This window comes from Citrobacter sp. Ct235, from assembly GCF_030332305.1.
Taxonomy (GTDB): Bacteria; Pseudomonadota; Gammaproteobacteria; order Enterobacterales; family Enterobacteriaceae; genus Citrobacter_A; species Citrobacter_A telavivensis.
Genome location: NZ_JAOWIC010000043.1, coordinates 425,865 through 447,509, shown reverse-complemented (window position 1 = coordinate 447,509; position 21,645 = coordinate 425,865). Strand labels below are relative to the sequence as shown.

General features: G+C 53.8%; 22 protein-coding genes. 8 read left to right on the top strand and 14 right to left on the bottom strand.

Annotated elements, in window-relative coordinates; all coding sequences use genetic code 11:
- The first annotated feature begins 105 nt into the window (after positions 1 to 105).
- The 5 genes from OGY35_RS11260 (at position 106) to OGY35_RS11240 (ending at position 3,417) form a co-directional block, all read left to right on the top strand.
- Positions 106 to 570 carry a MarR family transcriptional regulator gene (locus tag OGY35_RS11260; protein WP_286632309.1) on the top strand — a complete coding sequence of 155 codons (465 nt, stop codon included), beginning with the start codon at positions 106 to 108 and terminating at the stop codon, positions 568 to 570.
- A 6-nt stretch (positions 571 to 576) separates the two neighbouring features.
- Positions 577 to 1,644, top strand: a complete 1,068-nt coding sequence (locus OGY35_RS11255) for an HlyD family secretion protein (RefSeq protein ID WP_286632308.1) — start codon at positions 577 to 579, stop codon at positions 1,642 to 1,644.
- Positions 1,634 to 2,698 (top strand): DUF2955 domain-containing protein, encoded by a 1,065-nt coding sequence (locus tag OGY35_RS11250; RefSeq protein WP_286632307.1) that lies wholly within the window; start codon positions 1,634 to 1,636, stop codon positions 2,696 to 2,698. Before OGY35_RS11255 ends, OGY35_RS11250 begins: the two co-directional genes overlap by 11 nt.
- Positions 2,699 to 2,840: 142 nt before the next feature.
- Positions 2,841 to 3,128 (top strand): BrnT family toxin, encoded by a 288-nt coding sequence (locus OGY35_RS11245; protein WP_178823202.1) that lies wholly within the window; start codon positions 2,841 to 2,843, stop codon positions 3,126 to 3,128.
- Positions 3,115 to 3,417 (top strand): BrnA antitoxin family protein, encoded by a 303-nt coding sequence (locus OGY35_RS11240; RefSeq protein WP_152402026.1) that lies wholly within the window; start codon positions 3,115 to 3,117, stop codon positions 3,415 to 3,417. The genes OGY35_RS11245 and OGY35_RS11240 overlap by 14 nt, the downstream gene beginning before the upstream one ends.
- 100 nt (positions 3,418 to 3,517) lie before the next feature.
- Here OGY35_RS11240 and yjiA read toward each other — a convergent pair whose 3' ends face one another.
- From yjiA to btsT, 3 genes are all read right to left on the bottom strand, one after another.
- The gene (yjiA, locus tag OGY35_RS11235; RefSeq protein WP_152402028.1) at positions 3,518 to 4,477 is read right to left on the bottom strand and encodes a GTPase; all 960 of its coding nucleotides are present in this window, start codon (positions 4,475 to 4,477) and stop codon (positions 3,518 to 3,520) included.
- A 12-nt stretch (positions 4,478 to 4,489) separates the two neighbouring features.
- Positions 4,490 to 4,693: a YbdD/YjiX family protein gene (locus tag OGY35_RS11230; RefSeq protein ID WP_024130742.1), complete on the bottom strand. Its 204-nt coding sequence runs from the start codon at positions 4,691 to 4,693 to the stop codon at positions 4,490 to 4,492.
- A gap of 107 nt (positions 4,694 to 4,800) precedes the next feature.
- A complete protein-coding gene (btsT, locus tag OGY35_RS11225; RefSeq protein ID WP_152402030.1) occupies positions 4,801 to 6,951 on the bottom strand; it encodes a pyruvate/proton symporter BtsT in 2,151 nt (716 codons plus the stop codon).
- A 296-nt stretch (positions 6,952 to 7,247) separates the two neighbouring features.
- Here btsT and OGY35_RS11220 point away from each other — a divergent pair, with 296 nt between their 5' ends.
- Positions 7,248 to 8,255 (top strand): Ldh family oxidoreductase, encoded by a 1,008-nt coding sequence (locus OGY35_RS11220; protein ID WP_286632306.1) that lies wholly within the window; start codon positions 7,248 to 7,250, stop codon positions 8,253 to 8,255.
- A gap of 165 nt (positions 8,256 to 8,420) precedes the next feature.
- Positions 8,421 to 10,085: a methyl-accepting chemotaxis protein gene (tsr, locus tag OGY35_RS11215; RefSeq protein WP_286632305.1), complete on the top strand. Its 1,665-nt coding sequence runs from the start codon at positions 8,421 to 8,423 to the stop codon at positions 10,083 to 10,085.
- Here the strand turns inward: tsr and OGY35_RS11210 are convergent.
- From OGY35_RS11210 to OGY35_RS11190, 5 genes are all read right to left on the bottom strand, one after another.
- The gene (locus OGY35_RS11210; protein ID WP_286632304.1) at positions 10,082 to 10,597 is read right to left on the bottom strand and encodes a GNAT family N-acetyltransferase; all 516 of its coding nucleotides are present in this window, start codon (positions 10,595 to 10,597) and stop codon (positions 10,082 to 10,084) included. The genes tsr and OGY35_RS11210 overlap by 4 nt on opposite strands.
- A gap of 98 nt (positions 10,598 to 10,695) precedes the next feature.
- Entirely contained in the window at positions 10,696 to 11,967 is a 1,272-nt protein-coding gene (locus OGY35_RS11205; RefSeq protein WP_286632303.1) for a TRAP transporter large permease, read from the bottom strand.
- A complete protein-coding gene (locus OGY35_RS11200; RefSeq protein ID WP_152402040.1) occupies positions 11,964 to 12,437 on the bottom strand; it encodes a TRAP transporter small permease in 474 nt (157 codons plus the stop codon). The genes OGY35_RS11205 and OGY35_RS11200 overlap by 4 nt, the downstream gene beginning before the upstream one ends.
- Positions 12,438 to 12,503: 66 nt before the next feature.
- On the bottom strand, positions 12,504 to 13,475 hold the full coding sequence (locus tag OGY35_RS11195) for a C4-dicarboxylate TRAP transporter substrate-binding protein (RefSeq protein ID WP_046487101.1): 972 nt from the start codon (positions 13,473 to 13,475) through the stop codon (positions 12,504 to 12,506).
- 171 nt (positions 13,476 to 13,646) lie between these two features.
- Positions 13,647 to 14,552 carry a GntR family transcriptional regulator gene (locus OGY35_RS11190; protein WP_178825967.1) on the bottom strand — a complete coding sequence of 302 codons (906 nt, stop codon included), beginning with the start codon at positions 14,550 to 14,552 and terminating at the stop codon, positions 13,647 to 13,649.
- Between the two features lie 139 nt (positions 14,553 to 14,691).
- Here OGY35_RS11190 and OGY35_RS11185 point away from each other — a divergent pair, with 139 nt between their 5' ends.
- Positions 14,692 to 15,714, top strand: a complete 1,023-nt coding sequence (locus OGY35_RS11185) for a zinc-binding alcohol dehydrogenase family protein (RefSeq protein ID WP_286632302.1) — start codon at positions 14,692 to 14,694, stop codon at positions 15,712 to 15,714.
- Between the two features lie 56 nt (positions 15,715 to 15,770).
- On the opposite strand, the gene opgB is transcribed toward OGY35_RS11185, so the two are convergent.
- The 6 genes from opgB to OGY35_RS11155 all read right to left on the bottom strand — a co-directional run bounded on the left by opgB (position 15,771) and on the right by OGY35_RS11155 (position 21,503).
- Positions 15,771 to 18,062: a phosphatidylglycerol--membrane-oligosaccharide glycerophosphotransferase gene (gene opgB / locus OGY35_RS11180; RefSeq protein ID WP_286632301.1), complete on the bottom strand. Its 2,292-nt coding sequence runs from the start codon at positions 18,060 to 18,062 to the stop codon at positions 15,771 to 15,773.
- Between the two features lie 272 nt (positions 18,063 to 18,334).
- Entirely contained in the window at positions 18,335 to 18,829 is a 495-nt protein-coding gene (locus OGY35_RS11175; protein ID WP_152402048.1) for a YjjA family protein, read from the bottom strand.
- A gap of 57 nt (positions 18,830 to 18,886) precedes the next feature.
- Entirely contained in the window at positions 18,887 to 19,624 is a 738-nt protein-coding gene (gene dnaC / locus OGY35_RS11170) for a replicative helicase loader DnaC (RefSeq protein WP_042321989.1), read from the bottom strand.
- Positions 19,625 to 19,626: 2 nt separating this feature from the next.
- Entirely contained in the window at positions 19,627 to 20,166 is a 540-nt protein-coding gene (gene dnaT, locus OGY35_RS11165; protein WP_152402051.1) for a primosomal protein DnaT, read from the bottom strand.
- 96 nt (positions 20,167 to 20,262) lie between these two features.
- Positions 20,263 to 20,736 carry a threonine/serine exporter gene (locus OGY35_RS11160; protein ID WP_152402053.1) on the bottom strand — a complete coding sequence of 158 codons (474 nt, stop codon included), beginning with the start codon at positions 20,734 to 20,736 and terminating at the stop codon, positions 20,263 to 20,265.
- Positions 20,727 to 21,503, bottom strand: a complete 777-nt coding sequence (locus OGY35_RS11155; protein WP_286632300.1) for a threonine/serine exporter family protein — start codon at positions 21,501 to 21,503, stop codon at positions 20,727 to 20,729. Before OGY35_RS11155 ends, OGY35_RS11160 begins: the two co-directional genes overlap by 10 nt.
- Between the last annotated feature and the right edge of the window lie 142 nt (positions 21,504 to 21,645).

The following is a 21,645-nucleotide window of genomic DNA, read 5'->3' as shown; positions in this document are numbered from 1 at the left end:
TTTTTACATTCAGAAAATTTATCAATTTATGCTTCCTGACAGTATGTTTCTTGATACTTACCCTGATAAGTATTATTTTCCCTTTCGCTAAGAGAGGAAAGACACATGACTGAAGATGAGCGGTTTGCCCGCCGCCCGATGGGAATGCGTATGGCGATGGTAGTGCGTCAATGGCGTGCCATTATTGATGCGGCTATTACCGATACCGGCCTGACCCAGTCCAGTTGGACGGTACTGATGCAACTGCATCAGTTGGGCGATAACGTCTCGGTCAGCGAACTGGCGGAGGTGCAGGGCATTGAACTGCCGCCGCTGATGCGCACTCTCACGCAACTGGAAAATCAGGGCTATCTGGTGCGTTCCACATCGCCATATGACAAACGCATCCGCCTGCTTATGCTGACCGCGGAAGGCCGTGCCCGGCTGGAAGAGTTAAATCGGGTGATTGAGGCCTATCAACATCGCGTCACGCGTTCCATACCTGAAGCGGATCTCGCTTCCTTCAGCGCCACCCTAAATTTAATCGCCTGCAATTTGCGGACAATCCGCGAAGAAGATAATCAACACTAAAAAACTATGATGACCCCAGAACAGAAATTTGCCCGTTGGGTAAGGGTGAGTATTGCCGCTTTCCTTGCCATATTCGCCTGGTTTATCGTTGCCGATATCTGGATCCCGTTGACGCCGGACTCCACGGTGATGCGCTCGGTCACGCCGGTTTCGTCGCGCGTTTCCGGATACGTCTCGCACGTCTATGTGCGCAATAATAGCCAGGTGAAAAAAGGCGATCTGCTTTATGAGCTGGATCCCACGCCATTTATCAATAAAGTCGAGGCCGCGCAAATCGCCTTTGCGCAGGCCAGACTGAGCAATCAGCAACTGGATGCGCAGATTGCCTCTGCCCGCGCCAGTCTGCGTACTGCCGAATATACTGCGCGTAATGACAAGCTGACGTTCGATCGCTATCAGCGGTTAAGCACGATGCAGAACGTGTCGCAGGCGGATCTCGACAAGGTGCGGACGACCTGGCAAACCAGCGAACAGTCGGTAACCGCCCTGCATGCCAACATCCAGAATCTGCTGATCCAGCGTGGCGAGCGTGAAGATAGCCATAACGTGACGCTGCAAAAATATCGTAATGCGCTGGAAGAGGCGCAGCTGAATCTGGCATGGACAAAAGTGCACGCAGAGACGGACGGGACGGTGAGTAATCTCCAGCTTAACGCCGGGCTTTACGCCACCGCCGCCACGCCGCTGCTGGCGCTGGTCAGCAACCAGACGGATATCGTGGCCGATTTTCGCGAGAAAAGCCTGCGTCATACCCGCGTGAACACCGATGCCGCCGTGGTATTTGATGCCATGCCGGGCAAAGTGTTCCGTGCGCGCGTGACCAGCAGCGATGCCGGGATCCTCGCCGGACAGGAAGCGGTCAACGGTCAGTTGTCGCAGCCGGAGCAATCCACGCGCTGGGTGCGCGATGCGCAGCGGATGCGTATTCATGTGACGCTGAGTGAGCCACTGGATAAACCGTTGCCGACCGGTGCCCGCGCGACGGTGCAGTTGTACAACAGTGAAGGGCCGTTTGCCCGCACCTTTGCCGGCGCGCAAATTCATCTGGTTAGCTGGCTGCATTATGTCTATTAACACGCTGGCGCGTGTGTTTACGCCACATGACAATATCGTCTATACGGCGAACGACTTTCGCCAGACCCTGCGGATAGCCGTTGCCGGGACGATCGCGCTGAGTATTTCGACCTTTTACAACGTGCAGTACGGCGTTTTCTTCGTGGTTTATCCACTGATGCTGATGTCGTTGGTGCCGGTATTCAACCGCCACGTGGCGCGACAGTTTGTGTTCAGTGCAGCGGTGAACTGCGTCGAAATGGTGCTTATCGTTGGTTATCTCTCGCAGTGGCCGGTGATCATGACGCTGGTGGTGTTTGGTCTGTACGTCCTGCGCTTTCGCTTTATGAGCAAGGGGCCGCTGTTTTTGCTGGGGTCAATGGGCGTGGTCTGCCAGAGCACGATGCTCAACTTTATGAGCTATTCCCCCACGAACTGGCACACGCTGATGTTTTCCAACATGGAAGCCTGCGTGATGGCGGTGGCGCTGAGCGCGCTGCTGCACTATCTGATCCCCGACGTGGAACCACGCAAGCCGCCGCCGCGCATTGAGAAAGATGACGCCCGCGTTCGCCATGAATCGCTGCTTTCCGGGAGCGTGGCGACGATGATTTTTGTCATCTTTCAGGTCTGCGATCTGAGTGATTCGCTGTCGGCGCTGATGGCGGGGATTTTGATTCTGTTTCCCATGCATTATCGCGGCGCGGTCCTGAGTTCTATCTGGCGCGTCGTGGGCGTGGTGCTGGCCTGTCTCTACATTCTGGTGGTGCAGTTACTTATTTATGATTTCAGTAACCATATGCTGCTGATGATGCCGCTGATTGGCCTCGGGCTGGCCTTCAGCGCCCGTCTGCACGTGATGGAAAAAGTGGGTGCAGGCGTTGGCTTCGCCAGCATCACCACTATCGGCATTATGTTCGGCCAGAACCTGCACCCGGACAGCGACTTAGTGTTCAGCGATCTGTATCGCATCACCTCAGTGACCGTGGCGCTGGTGGTGACGTTGACCATGGTTTTTCTGGTCCACCGGATATTGAACTGCTTCGCCGCGACACGGTTTGTGGTGGTGGAGTGAGGTTCCTCATAGCGATCTCAGCTAATCCACACATGAACGCAGGCAGAAAAATACGTAAATTGTGATGCTTTTTCCAACAGCGTCGTTATACTCATAAGATAATTGTCTATACTTTTTTGTATATACAATCAGGAAGCGTGATATGCCAACGGAGTTTGAATGGGATGCAAACAAGGCAAAAAGCAACGTCGGTAAACACGGTGTCCGTTTTGAAGATGCGATTCTGGTATTCGACGATCCCCGACATCTGTCACGACAGGATCGCATAGAGAACGGGGAATATCGCTGGCAAACAATCGGTCTCGTTCATGGCATCGTGATTATTCTGGTTGCCCACAGCATTCGGTTTGAAAGCGGCATTGAAGTCATTCGCATCATCAGCGCCCGAAAGGCGGATCGTAAAGAGAGGAATCGTTATGAGCATGGTTAAACATAAACGCGGTACACAATCCGCGCTCAGTGCTCAGCATGAAGCTGAACTCAACGCGCTGGCGAAGCAATCCGATGATGAAATTGATTACAGCGATATTCCCTCCTCGGAAGAGGCGCAGTGGTCTGACGCGGTACGCGGTAAGTTTTTTCGCCCGCTAAAAACTCAGGCGTCCGTACGGATTGACGCCGATGTGATGGAATGGTTGAAGCGTCCGGGCAAAGGGTATCAGACCCGACTTAACGCGATTCTGCGGGAAGCGATGCTACGGGAGCAAAACAAGAAATAGTGAGTGTTTACTCGTGTGTAGATGCCGGATGGCGGCTACGCCTTATCGGGCCTACAAATCGGCGTAGGCCCGATAAGCGAAGCGCCATCGGGCACGGGAATCACGACTTCTTAAGCCCCGCAAACGCGGTTCTGATCTCTTCTTCCGGCAACTGAATGCCGATAAACACAAGCGTGCTGTGCGGCGGTTCATCGCCCCACGGGCGATCCCAGTCGGCGCTGTACAGGCGTTGCACGCCCTGGAACAGCAGACGGTTCGGTTCGCCTTCAATCCACAACATCCCTTTGTAACGCAGCAGTTTTTCTGCGGACTCCAGCAGCAGGTTTTCCATCACGCGGGAGACGTCGCTGATATCCACCGGGTAATCCAGTTCCACCACAATAGAAGAGATATCGTTCTGCTTGTCGGCGATGAAGTGGAAGCGCGGTTTAGCGCTAACGACGTTCTCTTCCAGCATAAAGCCGTTGGTGTCGAACAGCAGGGAGAGATCGATATCGCCATGTGTCACGGTATAAACCGGCGCGCGGGCGTTGATACGCGCCAGACGTTCGCGCAGTTTCTCGCTTTCGCCTGCGACATCGGTTTTGGTCAGCAGGATGCGATCGGCGTAGCCAACCTGCGACTGGGCAATCGTGAACTGGTTCATCTGATCGTCGGCATGGACCGCATCGACCAGTGCAATAACGCCGTCCAACAGATAGCGCTGGCAAAGGATCTCGTGCGAGAAAAAGGTCTGAATAATCGGGCCGGGATCGGCCATGCCGGTGCATTCAATCACCAGACGATCGAAGCTGATATTGCCCTTATCGAGGTTGTCGAGAAGGTCTAACAGCGCGTCCTCCAGTTCGTTCGAACGCGTACAGCAGATGCAGCCGTTGGTCAGGGTTTTGATCTGCGTGGCGCGATCGCCAATCAGCTGATCGTCAACGGACACTTCGCCGAATTCGTTTTCGATAACGGCAATCTTATAGCCGTGTTCTTCGTTGAGGATGTGGCGCAGCAGAGTAGTTTTACCTGCGCCAAGAAAACCGGTGAGTAGGGTGACTGCAATCGGGGTCATTCACTTCTCCTTCTAACAGCAGCGCATGCCGCCTTTACCGTCGCCGCCGTAGCGCGCCTGTTGGCGCTCGCGGAAGAATTCTTCATAGCTCATGTACGGCTTGTCCGGATGGTTGGTTTGCATATGCTCGACGTAGTTGTCGTAGTCTGGAATACCAATCAACATCTTTGCCGCCTGGCCGAGATATTTTTTTGCCTGACCTAAGTTACCAAACATTGTGCCGCCTCGTGAATGATTAAAGCCGGATGGCGGCTTTCGCCTTATCCGGCCTACGCTTACAGCATTCTGTAGGCCGGGTAAGCGAAACGTTACCCGGCGTCAGCTTAGTGATGTGAAGAGGTTTTCACGCCGCCTTCAGGAATCGGAACGTACGGGGTTTCTTTATCGGTACGTTTGTCCACGTTGCGCACATTCATCCAGGTTTTGAAACCGTAGAAGATGATGCTGTACACCACCACCAGGAACAGAATACTCAGGCCTGCGTTAGTGTAGTTGTTCACAACGATGTGATTCATGTTGGCAATCTGCTGAGCGGTCAGTTCGCCGCCGTTGGCAATCTTCTCTTTGTACTGGTTAGCCATGTAGAAGAAGCCTTCCATCTGCGGGTTGGTGCTGAACAGTTTCAGACCCAGCGCCCAGGTGGTGCAGATCAGCAGCCACACAGCCGGGATAACGGTCACCCAGATGTATTTGGTGCGCTGCATTTTAATCAGTACCACGGTACCCAGAACCAGCGCCACGGCTGCCAGCATCTGGTTAGAGATACCGAACAGCGGCCACAGGCTCTTAACGCCGCCCAGCGGATCGACCACGCCCTGATACAGCAGGTAGCCCCACAGGCCTACACAACCCGCCGTACCAATGATACCGGCAACCAGAGAGTCGGTTTTCTTCAGGAACGGTACGAAGTTACCCAACAGGTCCTGCAGCATGAATCGACCGGAACGCGTACCCGCATCCAGTGCGGTCAGGATGAACAGCGCTTCAAACAGAATACCGAAGTGGTACCAGAAGCCCATGTCAGCCATCGGCAGTACTTTGTGGAATACGTGCGCGATACCAACCGCCAGCGTCGGTGCACCACCGGCACGGTTCAGAACGGACGGTTCGCCGATGTCTTTCGCCGTTTGCAGGATCTGCTCAGGCGAAATCACGAAGCCCCATGAGCTGACGGTTGCCGCCGCATGCGCGGTCACGTCTTTCAACTGCGCCATAATAAGCGGCGCGTTCTCACCCCCCATTTCATGCAGGTTCGGCATCGTAATGCCCAGGCCTGCCGGTGGGGTGTTCATCGCAAAGTAGAGACCCGGTTCGATAATGGAAGCCGCAACCAGCGCCATAATCGCCACGAAGGATTCCATCAGCATCGCACCGTAACCGATGAAGCGGGCGTCAGTTTCACAGGCCAGCAGTTTCGGGGTGGTACCGGAAGAGATCAGCGCGTGGAAGCCAGAGACAGCGCCACAGGCGATGGTAATGAACAGGAACGGGAACAGGGCCCCTTTCCACAGCGGACCGGTACCGTCGATGTACTGCGTCATGGCCGGCATTTTCAGCTCAGGGTTGAGGATCACAATACCCAGCGCCAGGCCGACGATAACGCCGATTTTCAGGAAGGTGGCCAGATAGTCGCGCGGGGCGAGGATCAGCCATACCGGCAGCAGTGCAGACACAAACGCATAGCCGATCAGTGCAAAGGTAATGGTGGTGTCTTTAAAGGTCAGCGCCGGACCCCAGTACGGGTCGTGAGCAATCACGCCACCGAAGTAAATAGATGCCACCAGCAGAACAATACCAATCACCGACACTTCACCTACACGTCCCGGACGCAGGAAGCGCATGTAGATCCCCATGAACAGCGCAATAGGCACGGTGGAGCAAACGGTGAAGACCCCCCACGGACTTTCGGCCAGCGCTTTTACGACGATCAGCGCCAGTACCGCAAGGATGATGATCATAATTAAGAAGCAGCCAAACAGCGCAATCGTCCCCGGCACGGAGCCCATCTCTTCTTTAATCATCTCGCCAAGCGACGCGCCGTTACGGCGAGAAGAGATAAACAGCACCATGAAGTCCTGAACCGCACCCGCCAGCACGACGCCCGCCAGCAGCCACAGGGTACCAGGCAGGTAGCCCATCTGCGCGGCCAGAACCGGACCGACCAGCGGACCGGCGCCAGCGATGGCGGCAAAGTGGTGTCCGAACAGGACATAGCGGTTGGTTGGAACGTAGTTCAGGCCATCGTTATTGATGACCGCAGGTGTCGAACGTGTAGGGTCGAGCTTCATCACCTTCTGGGCGATGTACAGACTGTAGTAGCGGTAAGCCACCAGATATACCGACACGGAAGCGACCACGATCCACAGGGCGCTGACGTGTTCACCCCGGCGTAAGGCGACAACCGAGAGGCAGAATGCCCCGATGATCCCGAGGATCACCCAGGGTATGTGCTTGAATATCTTTTTCGTATCCATAGTAAAACCTGGTTTTATAAGATTAATAATTGGCCGAAGCCGTTTGGTTTGGGTTGCGTTTGAAGAGGTAATTGGACTGCTATGCTGGTGACGATCTTGCCAGAGAGTCGCGCGCGTAAAGTACGGTAAATAAGTGAGCGGTCAAATGGTGAGTTAAGCGGTCAGAAGTGTCAGTAAGCGGTAAAGAGGATCGCTGAACGACGGATATTATGTGACTGAGATCACAAAGAAAAATCCGCCAACGACTGGCGAATACCGACTACGCTTATTGCCGACAACATCATAAGGAGAACAACATGGAAACAGTAAACCTCACACTATCTGAGGCTTACACGCTGGCGCGTGAGGTGCTGAGCACCAACGGCTTTAGCGCGGAACATGCGGATGCCATCGCGCGTAACGTGACGGCAGGCGAGCGTGATGGCTGCGCGTCTCACGGGTTATGGCGATTGTTGGGGATCGTCGAGACCCTGCGTAAAGGAAAAGTCTCCGCTGATGCACGTCCGCAGATTTCCGATCGGGCGCCCGCAATCGTCAGGGCGGACGCTGGCGGCGCGTTCTCGCTGGTGGCTTATGAACAGGCGCTGCCGTTGCTCATCAGTAAAGCCAGCACGTGCGGCATTGCGGCGTTGGCGATCAACAGCTGTGTTCACTTTTCCGCGTTGTTTGCGGACATTGAACCGCTGACGGACGCCGGACTGGTGGGTTACGCCTGTACGCCAAGCCACGCCTGGGTCGCCCCGGCAGGCGGTACGCGCCCGCTGTTTGGCACGAACCCCATCGCCTTTGGCTGGCCGCGTAAAGGCAAACCGCCTTACATTTTTGATATGGCAACCAGCGCAGCGGCGCGCGGCGAGATCCAGTTGCATCAGCGAGCCGGAAAAGCGATCCCGGAAGGGTGGGGCATCGACAGTGAGGGGCAACCGTCAACCGATCCGCAGGCGGTATTAAACGGTGCCATGCTGACCTTTGGCGGTCACAAGGGCTCGGCGTTTGCAGCAATGGTTGAACTGCTGGCAGGGCCGCTCATCGGTGATATGACCAGCGCGGAATCGCTGGCCTGGGATGACGGGGCGGGCGGTCTGCCGTACGGCGGTGAGCTGATTCTGGCGTTTGACCCGTCCCGATTCCTCGGGGATGAGGCGCATCTCCATCTGGAGCGGGCAGAAACCCTGTTTGCCGCGATGCAGGCGCAGGGGGCGCGACTGCCGGGAGAAAGGCGCTTCCGTTCGCGGGAGAAATCACTGCAGGAAGGCGTGACGATTACCCGTTCTCTGTTTGCGGACATTTCCGCGCTGAGATAAGGCAGAATGGGCGAGGCATCCTCGCCTGATTCCCGTTCGGGTAGAGGGTAATCGCATTTTTTGCCAGTTAATTGAACAAATTTCCTGTGATACCCCCTGCGATTACATAAAGTTTTCTCATTCCGGGCCGAAAACCAGTGTATCTGTCTAGCGGAAAGAGAAAACATGTTAAAACGTATCAAGATTGTGACCAGCCTACTGTTGGTTCTGGTTTTATTTGGCCTTTTACAACTCACTTCAGGCGGATTGTTCTTTAATGCATTGAAAAATGACAAAGAGAACTTCACCGTTCTGCAAACTATTCGTCAGCAGCAGTCCACGCTGAATGGCAGTTGGGTGGCGCTGTTGCAAACGCGTAACACCCTTAACCGTGCGGGTATCCGCTACATGATGGATCAGAGCAATATCGGTAGCGGTGCGACCGTTGCGGATCTGATGCAGATTGCCAGTGTCTCCCTGAAACAGGCGGAAAAGAACTGGACGGATTACGAAGCGTTACCGCGTGACCCGCGGCAAAGCGAAGCGGCATCGGCGGAAATCAAACGCAATTACGACATCTATCACAACGCGTTAGCTGAACTGATCCAGTTGCTGGGTGCCGGGAAAATCAACGAGTTTTTCGATCAGCCCACTCAAGGATATCAGGACGGTTTTGAGAAGCAGTATGTGAACTATCTGCAACAGAACGACCGCCTGTATGACCTGGCGGTAGAGGACAACAACCGCTCATACAGCCAGGCGATGTGGGTTCTGGTCAGCGTGTTGTTGGCGGTGCTGGTGGTCATTATTGCCGTCTGGTTTGGCATCAAGCTGTCGCTGATAGCACCGATGAACCGCCTGATCGCGAGCATTCGTCATATTGCCAGCGGCGATCTGGTGAAGCGTATTGATGTGGAAGGCACCAATGAAATGGGCCAACTGGCGGAAAGCCTGCGCCACATGCAGGGTGAGCTGGTGCGTACCGTGGGCGACGTGCGTAACGGCGCGAACGCCATTTACAGCGGTGCCAGCGAAATCGCGATGGGTAACAACGATCTCTCTTCCCGTACCGAGCAGCAGGCGGCGTCTCTGGAAGAGACGGCGGCGAGCATGGAAGAGCTGACGGCCACCGTTAAGCAGAACGCCGAAAACGCCCGTCAGGCCAGCCATCTGGCGCTGAGCGCGTCCGAAACGGCGCAGAAAGGCGGGAAAGTGGTCGATAACGTGGTGCAAACCATGCGTGATATCGCCTCCAGTTCACAGAAAATTGCTGACATCATCAGCGTGATCGACGGCATTGCCTTCCAGACCAACATTCTGGCGCTGAACGCGGCGGTAGAAGCGGCGCGTGCCGGTGAGCAGGGGCGTGGTTTTGCGGTGGTTGCTGGTGAAGTGCGTAACCTCGCGCAGCGCAGCGCGCAGGCAGCACGTGAGATCAAGAGCCTGATTGAAGACTCCGTCAGCCGTGTTGACGTCGGTTCTACGCTGGTAGAAAGCGCCGGTGAAACCATGGATGAGATCGTGAATGCGGTTACCCGCGTGACCGACATCATGGGCGAGATCGCGTCGGCTTCCGATGAGCAAAGTCGTGGGATTGACCAGGTGGGTCTGGCCGTAGCGGAAATGGATCGCGTCACCCAGCAGAACGCCTCGCTGGTGGAAGAGTCCGCCGCCGCTGCCGCCGCGCTGGAAGAGCAGGCCAGTCGTCTGACTCAGGCCGTTGCCGTGTTCCACATCCAGCAGGAACAGCGGCGTGCGCGTGACGTTGCCAGCGTTAAGCCCGCTTCCACGACGGTTCAACCGCGTAAAGCCGCTGTGGCGGAGACCGGGGATAACTGGGAAACGTTTTAATTAAGCATCAGGCGCATGGCACAACGTGATTCAAACGCGATACCATGCGCTGTCTCTTCCTCTCGCTTCTGGCGCAATGCTGTCGGCAACGCGTCATCTTCCAGTATTTCAAATCCCAGATGTTGATACAGCGGCGCGTTCCAGTCGACATGGCGAAAAGTGGTGAGCGTCAGAGAGGTAAAGCCCTGCTCGCGCGCCCACTGCGCGACTGTGTCTACTAACTGACGGCCAATGCCTTTACCCTGCCACGCCAGATGCAGCGAAAATTCGGCAATATACAGGGACGATTCCATTGCTTCGCCCAGCAGAAATCCAACGGGTCTGTCGTCAACCTGCGCCAGCCAACTCATCCCCTTACCGGCATATTCCCGATGCTGTTCTACGCTGACAATGCGATCGTCCGCGATCCATGCCAGTTCCGGCACGTCTAAAAAGCGCTGTCCTGCTGAGCGTTCAATGGCGGGCAGGGCGGCAGCATCTGCCAGTGTGGTTGGGCGAAAGGTAATGTGCATAACGATACCGGGATTAAGGTGACAGTGTGGGCAGTATAACGCGGTGCCCCGCCACAGGGAAAAGTCCCCGGCAGCGGGGACTTTACGGTGTTAACGGGTTAAACGAGTAATAACGAAATGGCCGGTATGTAGGTCACCAGCAACAGCATGAGCAATAAAGTCCCCAGCAACGGCAGAGATTGACGGAAAAACTGTCCGACTGAAACCTGAGTAATATTGCAGACCAGTAACATGACGGTGCCAACCGGCGGCGTGAAGGCGCCGATAGAAAGGTTGAAGATCATGATGATACCAAAGTGTACCGGGTCGATACCAAAATGCGCCACGACAGGTTTAAGCAATGGAACCAGAATCAGCAGAATGGCATTCCCTTCAAGAAACATCCCCAGTGTCAGCAAAAGAATATTGATAATTAACAGGAACATGTATTTGTTTTCTGTCAGCGTCGTGACAAAGTTCGCCACCGCGACGCCGGCATGTTCCATTGAGAAGATCCAACCGAGCGCGGCACTTGCCATGATGACTAACATGACCGATGCCGTTGCCCGTGCCGTTTCTCCCAGCGCTTTTACGACATGGCCAAGGGTCATTTGACGATAAATGAAGAAACCGATGATCAACACAATGAGTACCGCAGCCGCGCCGGCTTCTGTTGGAGTGAAGATGTTGGCGCGAATCCCTCCTACGACGGCAAAAATCAAAAACAGCGCGGGCCAGGCTTGTCCAATAGAAAAGAGCGCTTCCTTACCGGTAGGCCAGGTGTCGCGTGAGGGCTTAGCGTTCGTTTTACGGGCAACCAGATAAACCGTAATCATTAACAGTACCGCACAGAGCAGACCCGGAATCAGACCGGCCATGAACATCTTTCCGATGGAGACGTCTGCCACCAGGCCATAAATAATCAGGGCAATCCCCGGCGGGATGATTGGAGTGACGAGAGACCCTCCGGCGGTGATTGCAGCAGCGAAGGCACGGTTGTAGCCTTTACGCTCCATCTCAGGAACCATCATGCGCGACAGCATCGCCGCGTCGGCCAGGTTTGAGGCGCTGACCCCTCCCATCATGGTACTGACCAGAATATTGGCGACACCGAGTCCGCCCCGCATTTTACCCACCAGAATATTCGCCACTTGCAGAATACGTTCTGCAATACCGGTATAACTCATCAGCGTACCCAACAGAATAAAGAAAGGTATCGCCAGCAATGATGGGCTCTGGGTTGGCGCAATTAACCGCTGAACGGCAATTTCAATCGGAACCGTGGAAAAAAAGAGGAAATAGGCAATAATGCCGATAAACATTGCCAGATACACACGAATATTCAGAAATAAGCACACGATCATTAGTGGAATAATCAATAACCAGCTCATTGTTTTTCCTCGCCGACATCTACCTGTTTAACGTCGTTAATTAACCAGTAGAGCGTATAAATTGCCGTTGCCAGAGTACCGACGGGAACAGCGATATCAATCCAGAACCAGGAAACTTTCAATATTTGCGTGACCTTATACTGCGCCATTTCCGCCAGTCGGTAACCCAGCCAGGCCATATAAACCAGCAACCCAATGGAAAGCAGGGCAACCAGCGTGGCAATAATGCGTTTGACTTTATGTGGAAACATATCGACGACAAAAGGAATAGTCAGATGCGCCCGATCGCGTTCAGCCACCACTCCGCCCAACATCACAACCCAAATCATCAGCAGTCCGGACATTTCCTCAGTCCATTGAATGGGCTGTCCTACAAAATAGCGCATGAATACGGCTGCAATGGTCATTATCACCAGGATAAACAGTGCCAGTGCTGCGCTCAGTTCTACAAGCTTGCCAAAGAAACGCATTAATCCTCCTTCAGAGAGTCGCCCTGGCCTTGAGAGGAAAAGGCGTTGGGCGCTCTGTGCCTGTATTTATTGCAGTTGCTGTTGAATGGTTTCATACAAGCCCGGTGTCCACTCCGGGAATTGCGAGTAAACTTCGCGTGCTTTCTGGCGGAATGCTTCGGTATCCGGATAAATAACTTCAACGCCTTCCGCTTCCATGCTCTTCAGCATTTCGGCGTCGCGTTCAATCGTTAATTTCTGGCTGTAAAGGCCGGCTTCATAACCCGTTGAATGAATCAATTCCAGTTGCTCAGGAGAGAGCGTACTGAAAAAGGCTTCGCCGCCAATCCATACCGAGGTGTTGGTCAGGTAATTTACCATCGACAGATATTTCGCCTGCTCAAACAGTTTTTGCCCTTGCAGAACCGAAATTGGGTTTTCGACGCCATCAATAACGCCCTGAGTCAGCGCAGGGTAAACCTCACCCAGCGGCATTGGGGTTGGTGTGGCACCCATTGCCTGAATGGCTTTAATTTGCATCACGTTATTCGGTACGCGGATCTTCATTCCCGCAAGATCTTCCACTTTGCGAATCGGTTTTTTAGAAATAATCTGACGGGTGCCATACAGATAATTGTTCATCACCACATGAATTCCTTTTTTCTTCAGGTCTTCATTTTTTTGACGAAACCAGTCGCTCTCATAAATTTTGAAGAGTTTCTGCGGGTCATCGGTCAGATAAGGTCCAAACAAAATACCTAAATCAGGTTCGTAATCGGCGAGAAAAGCCACATCGGTGAGCGTGATGACGTTCATTCCCATCATGGCTTGTTCAGTCACATCTTGTTTTGACCCTAGCTGTGAGCTGGGATAGAGAACCAGCGTTATTTCTCCATCACTCTTTTTATTCAGAATCTCAGCCCAGTAGCGCATCACCACATCTAATGGCTCGCCTGGATTATTCTCATATGCGACTTTAATAGAAAGCGGTTTAGCCTGAATGGTGAATGGCAGAAAAAAAGTACAAACAGTAATCAGCACGGCTATTATCTTGTTCATTTTCTACTTGCTCCCAGGGATCAACGAATAAAACCAACATTTGTACTGGCGGAAAAATTCATAGTGAATCCTGCCTAATCAGAAAGTAAGCAGAAAGTCATCATGGTGCTGTATGCGTTGTATGAAATCGTGCTCTTGCTAAAGGTTTGTTGTTTTTAATGTGTTTTTAATTCATTCATTTTCTTGTCGGATGGAGCGAATCATCGATTGTTTCGCCGTATTCAGGTGGTTTCGCAGCGCAAGAAGCGCATCGAGATCGCTGCGGCAAATCAGCGCGCTGAGGATGGTCATGTGCTCATCAATGGCGATGATATTGCGTTGTTTAAGATCGCGTTCATCCCATTGGTAATGGAAATGGAAGATCACGGAGATGATTTCAAGCGACTGATTAAAAAATATATTGTCGGCGGCAGAGAGCAGCAGCGCGTGAAAATCACGGTCTAACAGGGAGAACATGCGGAAGTTGCTACCGACGCTGTCGCGCAGCAGACGGTGGCGTTCAAGCAACATTTTTGCCTGCAGCCAGCGCGGATCGTCATCCGGCAAATTGAGAAAGTGTTGTAGCGCATGGGTTTCCAGCATCTCGCGCAGCTCAAAAAGCTGTTCGGCATAGGACTGATCGAACTTTTTCATGCTCCACTGGCCGCGCTTTTCACTCTGGATGAGATTGTAACGCCCAAATTTTAAAAGGTATTCTCGCACCACTACCGGGCTGACGCCCGCCATCCGGGCCAGTTGAAGTTCAGAAAACGTCTCGCCAGCGCGAAGCTGGCGCTGGTTAATCATCGTATAAAACGCCTGCTCAAAAATACGATTTTGCTCCGCCATGGAGGCGGTAGTACAGGCAAAACCATCATCATGTTCAGGGCTACGGGTAATGACATGGTCGTTGCCGACCAGGGTCAATACGCCGCACTCGCTGAGGTGATTGAGCATGTGCCGCACCGTGGTGCGACTGATGTTGTACATCTCGGCTAATGCGCTTTGCGACGGCAGCGGGGAAGGAAGATGACCGCGCGCCATATCATCGATCACCTGGTTAATGACATTGTGACGTAAATTTTGCGAACGGCTCATCGGGATCTCCTTTTGCCTGCATTAAAACCCGATTTAAAACATTTTAATGCGCAGGGTTTCACAAATTAGCTTTCTCGTTACGCGGCTATTTCTATTTTCATCAATATCTGAAGCAACAAAGAAACAGGAGCGCATAACGATGTCCACAATGAATATGTTGATTTGCCAGGAACCCAGGAAATTAATTCATGAGAAACGCGACATTCCGATTCCGGATAAACATGAAGCATTAATTAAAATTAAGTCTGTCGGTATATGTGGAACCGATATTCATGCCTGGGGAGGCAATCAACCTTTTTTCAGTTATCCACGCGTATTAGGCCATGAAATATGTGGGGATATTGTGACGCTCGGCGAGAAGGTAACGCAATTTAAGGTGGGTCAGCAGGTGGCGGTAATTCCCTACGTTGCGTGCCAGCAGTGTCCGGCGTGTCTGGGGGGACGGACGAACTGCTGTGAAAAGATCTCCGTGATCGGCGTGCATCAGGATGGGGGGTTTAGCGAGTATCTCAGCGTTCCGGTGACCAATCTGTTGCTGGCGGAAGGGATTGATCCTCACGCGGCAGCCTTGATCGAGCCTTACGCGATCAGCGCACATGCGGTGCGTCGGGCAGCGATCGCACCGGGTGATCAGGTGCTGGTCGTTGGGGCCGGGCCGATTGGGATCGGGGCGGCAGCGATTGCGAGGGCTGATGGGGCACAGGTGGTGGTGGCCGATACCAGTATCGCTCGTCGCGAACACGTGACTTCCCGCCTCGGCCTGCCGGTGGTGGATCCCTCTGCGGACGATTTTGAGGCTCAGCTACGTTCGCAATTTGGCGGTTCGCTGGCGCAGAAGGTGCTCGATGCGACGGGTAACCAGCATGCCATGAACAATACCGTTAACCTGATCCGCCACGGCGGCACCATTGTTTTTGTCGGGCTGTTCAAAGGCGACTTGCAGTTCTCTGACCCGGAATTTCACAAGAAAGAGACCACGATGATGGGCAGTCGTAACGCCACGCCGGAGGATTTTGCGAAGGTGGGACGACTGATGGCGGAAGGCAAACTGAACGCTGAAATGATGCTTACGCATCGCTATCCGTTTAGCCAACTAGCGGAGGTCTTCGAACGCGATGTGATTAATAACCGGACGCTAATCAAAGGGGTGATTACGTTCTGACGATTGCCATGCAGCGCCCGGGGTTGTGTTGGGCGCTGTTTTTTTATCACCGGTGGTCAGCCCTGGGCGCTGACCACTTTGATTTCAACCATCCCGATCCCCAGCTTACGCGGTGAGTGGCCGAGGATGTTGCCTTCGTTGGTCGAGACCGGATCGGGCGGGACAATCACCAGCGTATCCGCATCCGTCGGGTTGTCGAAATGCAGCGTGATGGTGGTGACATCGTGACTTAACACCAGCGTCTGCTCTTCCTGGCCTACACGCACCGGAATCGGGCGATTGGCATTGTCGCCAAAGGCTTTCGCAGTGATCACCAGGTCGAATTTTTTCGGCAGCGGCTGTTTGTACTCGATCTTCACTTCTTCCGCCAGCTGCGCGTTGGACCAGCGTCCCCAGGATTCCGGACGAGAAATCCCGCTGAACTGCTTCACCTCTTCCGGTGCGCCCGCCACGTTGAAGACAAAACTGTCGGCTTTATAGCGGATGTCGTTGTCGACGATTTTCAGGGTATCGACGTTGCCTTTATAGCGCTCCATGTCGATCACCGTGTCTTTAAAGGCCGTTTTACCTTTCCACTGCGCTTTATCAACATGCTGGACGATTTGCTCTCCGCCAAGCTGGCCCTGCGAGACGCACCAGTCGGTTGAGAGCGCCAGCGCCGGTGACCATAACTGGCCCATTTTGTAGCAGCGATCGACCCAGACGAAGTTATCGCGAGGGGCAAAATCGGCAAGCTGGAAGCGCAGCGGGGCGGAGTATTCGCTTTCCGGGAGGGGTTCGACGCGCTTATCCGATATCCTCAACAGCAGCGGCAGACGGAAATGGCTGCCGGAGAAGGCGATCATATTTTTATCCCGGTCGACGGTGAAGTCTTTCATCTCTTTCGGGAAGTTCCACAGGCGAATAATGTCCGGCTTCATGGCAAGGACCTTTTCTTTACTGTTGAGGAACACTTCCGACATCGACTGACCCGACAGGCTGCTGCGTCCCAGGCCGATATAGTTATCGCCGCCGAGAATATCCAGTACCGTCGCGCCGTTATCCATGGTGTTACGTTTGACCGCCAGTGTCTCCTGCTGAGGCTTGTCGCCACGGATCACGAAGAACAGGTTGTTACGATCCTGTTTGTTCAGGTATTTCCATGCGCTGTTGTTCATCGCCAGATGGTCTGAAGAGACCACAATGACGGTATCTTTAAACCACGGTGAGGCTTTGATTTTATTGATAAACGCCGCGATGTTTTCCTGGCTACAGCTGACGGCGCTAAAAGACTGATTGGGTTTACCGTCGAAATCATAGCGTTTGCGCTGACAGGCGCGCGAGATAAAACCATCCGGATGATGGGTATCGACCGTCAGGGTAAACAACGAAAAACGCTGGCCGGAGCGAGAGAGTGCTTCGAACTTCTTCCACGCTTCATCCAGTACCGTATCGTCATAGAAATCCCAATCGTTACGGTAATTTGGATCGGCGACGACGCTTTTTAGTTCTTCGGCGCCATACAGATAATCGAAGCCGTGGGACTTCAGGAACACGTCTTTCCCGGCAAAACGCAGGTTTGCGCCCTGCACAAAGTGGTTCTGGTAGCCGGAGTTTTTCAGGATATCCCCAAGACAGAGATTCTGCGGGAAGAAGCTGGAGACCGATGCTGACGCATTGCCTTCAAACGGTGCGAACAGGGGGATGCCACACTGGGAGGCGACCATCCCGGCGATGGTGTAGTCTGTTCCCGGTAACTGCTGGGTATGGCTAAAATCCATACCTTCGTTTTTCAACGCGCCGAGTTCCGGAGTGAGTTCCGGGAAGGCCTCATTGTCGAAATAGGTTCGCTCCAGGCTTTCACCGTAGATGTACACCAGATTCAGCTTCGGGTTGGGTATGCTTTTCGCCGGTTCTTTATAGTAGGCCGCGAAATCGGGATCGCCGTCGCGGGTCTGAGATTTGACCAGCTCGCTGATCTGACGAAATGCCGGGCTGGCATCGACGGAACCCAGCGCCAACAGCAATGCCAGCAGGCTGTAACCAAAATGGTGAGGATGATGACGGCGACGACGCAGCACCCAGCCCAGCGTGCCAAACACCGCCACGAGCGCCAGCGCAATGCCAATGCCCGGCAGAATGTATTTGCCGACACCGGCCCCCGTCAGACTGTTCGTCAACGTGTAGAGTACTGCATCGTTAATGCCATCACCTGTGAAATAGTCGCTGGCAAATAGCGTGATATTCAGAACCACAAAAAGTCCCAGCACCGTCAGGGTGGCGATAAACCACCAGGTGTTGCGACCCGCTTTCCAGGCATAAATCAGTACAGAGGCAAGAAACAGCGCGATGGAGAGTAACTCAGACAACGGACGATCCTCACAAATAGCCTTGCGATAAGGCTCTAAACCAGGTGTTCGACTGGCAGTTCAGCGTTTACAGAAAGTACAATGTAATGGGGTTGTCACTTAGCTGCAATTCTAGTGACATTTAATTACGTTGTTATTCAGAATTGGTTTAGATCGGGACTTTTTTGATCGCCGTCACCTCCCGTTGTTCCTGAGGTGGGCAAAAGAGAAGGGCCAAAAGGGACGAGAAGCGCCGCGTCTGGCTAAAAACGGCCAAAACGCGGCGTCGGGAATCAGGAAATAAAGCTCATACCCTGTTTGAGCACCAGGTCGCAGGCTTTGGTTTTCACTTTTTCTGCGAGCGGCGTGCTGCCGATGTTGTTCAGGTTAAGCTGCTGACCATCTTTGGTATTGAGCAGACCCTGAATACCGTCCAGATAGTTGGTGTCCTGTTTTTGCTCGGTTGCGCCGAGACCCAGTTTATCCAGTACCTGATTTTTCACATTTTCCGCATCGGTAACGGAAGCCAGCTTCTGCTTCGCGCAGTACTGTAAAATCCCGGCTGCGTTATTCATATTGTTTGCACTCAGTGCCTGGTTGCCGCCATTCAGCAGGCTGGTCAGGGAAGAGAGCGACGTGCCGCTTTGCGATGAGGTGGTACTCTGCTTGCTCAGTTCGCTGGCGGCGCTGGAGAGCGAGTCTTGCCAGGAGGCGGCGAAAGTATTGGCTGCGAAGCAGGCGCTGGCCGCTATCGCGCAGCACAGCAAACGTTTTGTCGTTTTCATTATGATTACTCGTGTATAGACCTTCGTCGAAGTATAGCGCCGCTCAGTCTAAGAATGGTCTTAATACTCTTTGCCGGTTACCCGACTGCGGAAACTGTCCCAGTTGAAGATCACCCACAGGCTGTTGCCCAGTCGCATGCGATCCATCACGCGTTCACCCAGCAGCTTGGTCATTTCTTCCATATTGCTGTTGGTGAGCATGCCGGTCGGGCGCTTTGAAGAGGAACGACGATCGACGATCTGGTTGATGATCACTTTTTCATAGCGCGATTCGGTTTGTACGCCGATCTCATCAATGACCAGTAGATCAACATTGCTGAGATCGTTCAGCAACTGTTCTTCGCTGGTCTGGCGATTGCTGAACGTCTCTTTCATCGCCGACATGATGTCTGCCACGGTGATAATCAGCACCGACTTTCCGCGCAGCAGCAGTTCGTTACAGATTGCCGCAGCGAGATGGTTTTTCCCCGTCCCCGGTTTGCCGGAGAAGATAAAACTGGCGATGTTGCCATCAAACTCTTCCACATACTGGCGCGCTTTGCTCAGCGCATTCATCTGACCTTCGCATTCAACATGATAGTTATCGAACGAGCAGTTCTGGTGCAACGGACGAATGCCAGAACGGTTAAAGGTGCGCTGCATTTTCATCGCCCGATTTTCGCGAGCCAGCGCGGCGGCGCGAATTTCACCTTGCTCCTTCTGCCATGCCAGTAGCTCTTCACCCGTTTTGAACGCGGGTTCGATATGGGCTGGCATCATTTTTTGCAGACGTTTCATCAGATCGCCAACGTTTTTCATGGTTAACCTCTAAAACCCGGTGGAATTTGATTATCTGGTTCGCTGACCGTGTTCACATCGCGCTTTGGCAGGCCACCATTGCTCGCGCGACCGATCTGGACGCTGCGTGCCAGTTTTTGCTGCCATTGCACGTGATGAAAAACTTTGCCTTCCGCTTGCCAGTAAGCCACGAATGAGGCCAGTTCTTCGGCGGTGACCGGTTCTCTTAACGCCACGCCCCACAGCGCGGCCTGACGCTGAAAGTCGTCATCCGGCTGCCAGTCGGGGTACATGGCGAATTTCCCCAGCGGTACGGCGACCGGTACAGGCTGCGGTTCTTCATAAAACTGTGCATCCAGCGTCACATCGCTCCCCGGTCGGGCGAGCTTTTCTTCGAGCGCCAGCAGTTGTGCCAGACGAGCGGGGGTCAGCGCGTAAAAGGCCGGGGCGTTATTGGCAAACACCGCCACCGCGCCGCCTTCTGACTTCGCCAGCACCGTCTGATGATCGTGTAATAAGGCGTCAATACCAATGACGTCTGGGGTCAAAATTCTGGATGACATAACGTTTCTCAAGACTGACTGCAACCGAGAAGGGACACTGCTTCTATAGTAACACATCGATGAGGAGCAGCGGCAGGGATGCGCCTGCCGCGGCGATTAAACGCGTGGGCGTTTCCGGTAGAGCCACAGGCCGGGCACGGAGAGTCCGATCGAAAGCGCGCCCACAATCGACGAGGCTTTCAGGAAATTGGTCAACAGCGTAATCATCAACGGTTCGCTGTAGCCGAAGTGGCTGATTTTCACCGCCGAGATCATCGCCGTATAGGCTGAGATTCCAGGGAACATCGGGATCACCGCCGCAACGGTAAACACTTTGGGATGCGCCAGATACCAGCGCGACCATTGAATGCCAATGCTACCGACGAGCAGCGAGGCGACAAACGTGGACCATTCAATATTAAATCCGGCGGTCATCATCACCATCCGCGAACCGTGACCGAGCGCGCCAAGCAGCGCACACCAGGGCAGCGCGCGGTGCGGGACGTTAAAGACCATCGCGAACCCCACGGCGGGGATCGCGGAAAGCAACATGTCCTGCATTAGCGCAAGAATGAAATCGATTATACCCATCCGCGAAGCCCCCAAAGTGTCAGCGCCATAACCACGCCCACGCAGGTCGCGAGCGTCAGCAGGCTGGCGATAGCCCAGCGCGCCAGACCGGTATTAATGTGTCCTTTAAACATATCCGCCACCGCATTGATCAGCGGAAAGCCGGGAACCAGCAGCAAGACGCTGGCGGCCATTGCCACCGAGGGCGTCTGGCTAAAGGTAGGAAGATGCAGCATCAGACCGGAAATGGTGGTCGCGACAAATGCGGTAACGCAAAAGTTGATCTGCGGATGTAAATGGCGATGTGCCAGGATCTGACGAATATACATTGCCACCATACTGGCAAAAAAGGTAATCACCGCGCCGTCCCAACCACCATCATTCAGCTTACAGAAGCAGGCACAGGAGAGGCCGACCATTAGCGCGACCAGCCAGCGCGGATAGCGCAAGGGTCTGACCTGACTGAAGCGCTTCTCGACGGCTTTGTAATCCAGCAGCTTGTGTTCAGCGAGAATGACGATGTGCTGAACCTCCGTGACCACATGCATATTAATGCCGCGATCCTGGTTTTTTCGCGTGGAGGTCAGGCATTGCCCGTCTTTAATGGTGGTCAGAACGATAGCATTGGAGGAGATAGCGCTTTCGACGCTGTCCATCCCCAATGCCAGCCCAAGTCGGGTAGAAAGTTCATCAACCAACGCGCTCTCCGCGCCGTGTTGCAGTAAAAAAAGCCCACACTGAATGCATAACCGTGTAACCGTTCGCTGTAATGACTGCTCTTCTTGCATGACTCGCCCTGGCTGAAAAGACGTATTGCGTACTGTCGAATGACGAAAGACTCCTTTGTATCACGAAGCGCGCATTTTTTGGCTCCGGCTGAGATCAATCTTTTTGTTGAAAAAAGAACCTGCCATGCGGTGGCCAGAATTT

Coding starts and splice junctions, on each gene's coding strand:
- yjiA (WP_152402028.1), bottom strand. CDS start 4,477: ATGACCCCGATTGCAGTCACCCTACTCACCGGTTTTCTTGGCGCAGGT.
- OGY35_RS11260 (WP_286632309.1), top strand. CDS start 106: ATGACTGAAGATGAGCGGTTTGCCCGCCGCCCGATGGGAATGCGTATG.
- OGY35_RS11220 (WP_286632306.1), top strand. CDS start 7,248: ATGGAAACAGTAAACCTCACACTATCTGAGGCTTACACGCTGGCGCGT.
- OGY35_RS11210 (WP_286632304.1), bottom strand. CDS start 10,597: ATGCACATTACCTTTCGCCCAACCACACTGGCAGATGCTGCCGCCCTG.
- OGY35_RS11160 (WP_152402053.1), bottom strand. CDS start 20,736: ATGGGTATAATCGATTTCATTCTTGCGCTAATGCAGGACATGTTGCTT.
- OGY35_RS11185 (WP_286632302.1), top strand. CDS start 14,692: ATGTCCACAATGAATATGTTGATTTGCCAGGAACCCAGGAAATTAATT.
- OGY35_RS11245 (WP_178823202.1), top strand. CDS start 2,841: ATGCCAACGGAGTTTGAATGGGATGCAAACAAGGCAAAAAGCAACGTC.
- btsT (WP_152402030.1), bottom strand. CDS start 6,951: ATGGATACGAAAAAGATATTCAAGCACATACCCTGGGTGATCCTCGGG.
- OGY35_RS11205 (WP_286632303.1), bottom strand. CDS start 11,967: ATGAGCTGGTTATTGATTATTCCACTAATGATCGTGTGCTTATTTCTG.
- OGY35_RS11255 (WP_286632308.1), top strand. CDS start 577: ATGATGACCCCAGAACAGAAATTTGCCCGTTGGGTAAGGGTGAGTATT.
- dnaT (WP_152402051.1), bottom strand. CDS start 20,166: ATGTCATCCAGAATTTTGACCCCAGACGTCATTGGTATTGACGCCTTA.
- OGY35_RS11230 (WP_024130742.1), bottom strand. CDS start 4,693: ATGTTTGGTAACTTAGGTCAGGCAAAAAAATATCTCGGCCAGGCGGCA.
- tsr (WP_286632305.1), top strand. CDS start 8,421: ATGTTAAAACGTATCAAGATTGTGACCAGCCTACTGTTGGTTCTGGTT.
- dnaC (WP_042321989.1), bottom strand. CDS start 19,624: ATGAAAAACGTTGGCGATCTGATGAAACGTCTGCAAAAAATGATGCCA.
- OGY35_RS11250 (WP_286632307.1), top strand. CDS start 1,634: ATGTCTATTAACACGCTGGCGCGTGTGTTTACGCCACATGACAATATC.
- OGY35_RS11195 (WP_046487101.1), bottom strand. CDS start 13,475: ATGAACAAGATAATAGCCGTGCTGATTACTGTTTGTACTTTTTTTCTG.
- OGY35_RS11155 (WP_286632300.1), bottom strand. CDS start 21,503: ATGCAAGAAGAGCAGTCATTACAGCGAACGGTTACACGGTTATGCATT.
- OGY35_RS11240 (WP_152402026.1), top strand. CDS start 3,115: ATGAGCATGGTTAAACATAAACGCGGTACACAATCCGCGCTCAGTGCT.
- OGY35_RS11190 (WP_178825967.1), bottom strand. CDS start 14,552: ATGAGCCGTTCGCAAAATTTACGTCACAATGTCATTAACCAGGTGATC.
- OGY35_RS11200 (WP_152402040.1), bottom strand. CDS start 12,437: ATGCGTTTCTTTGGCAAGCTTGTAGAACTGAGCGCAGCACTGGCACTG.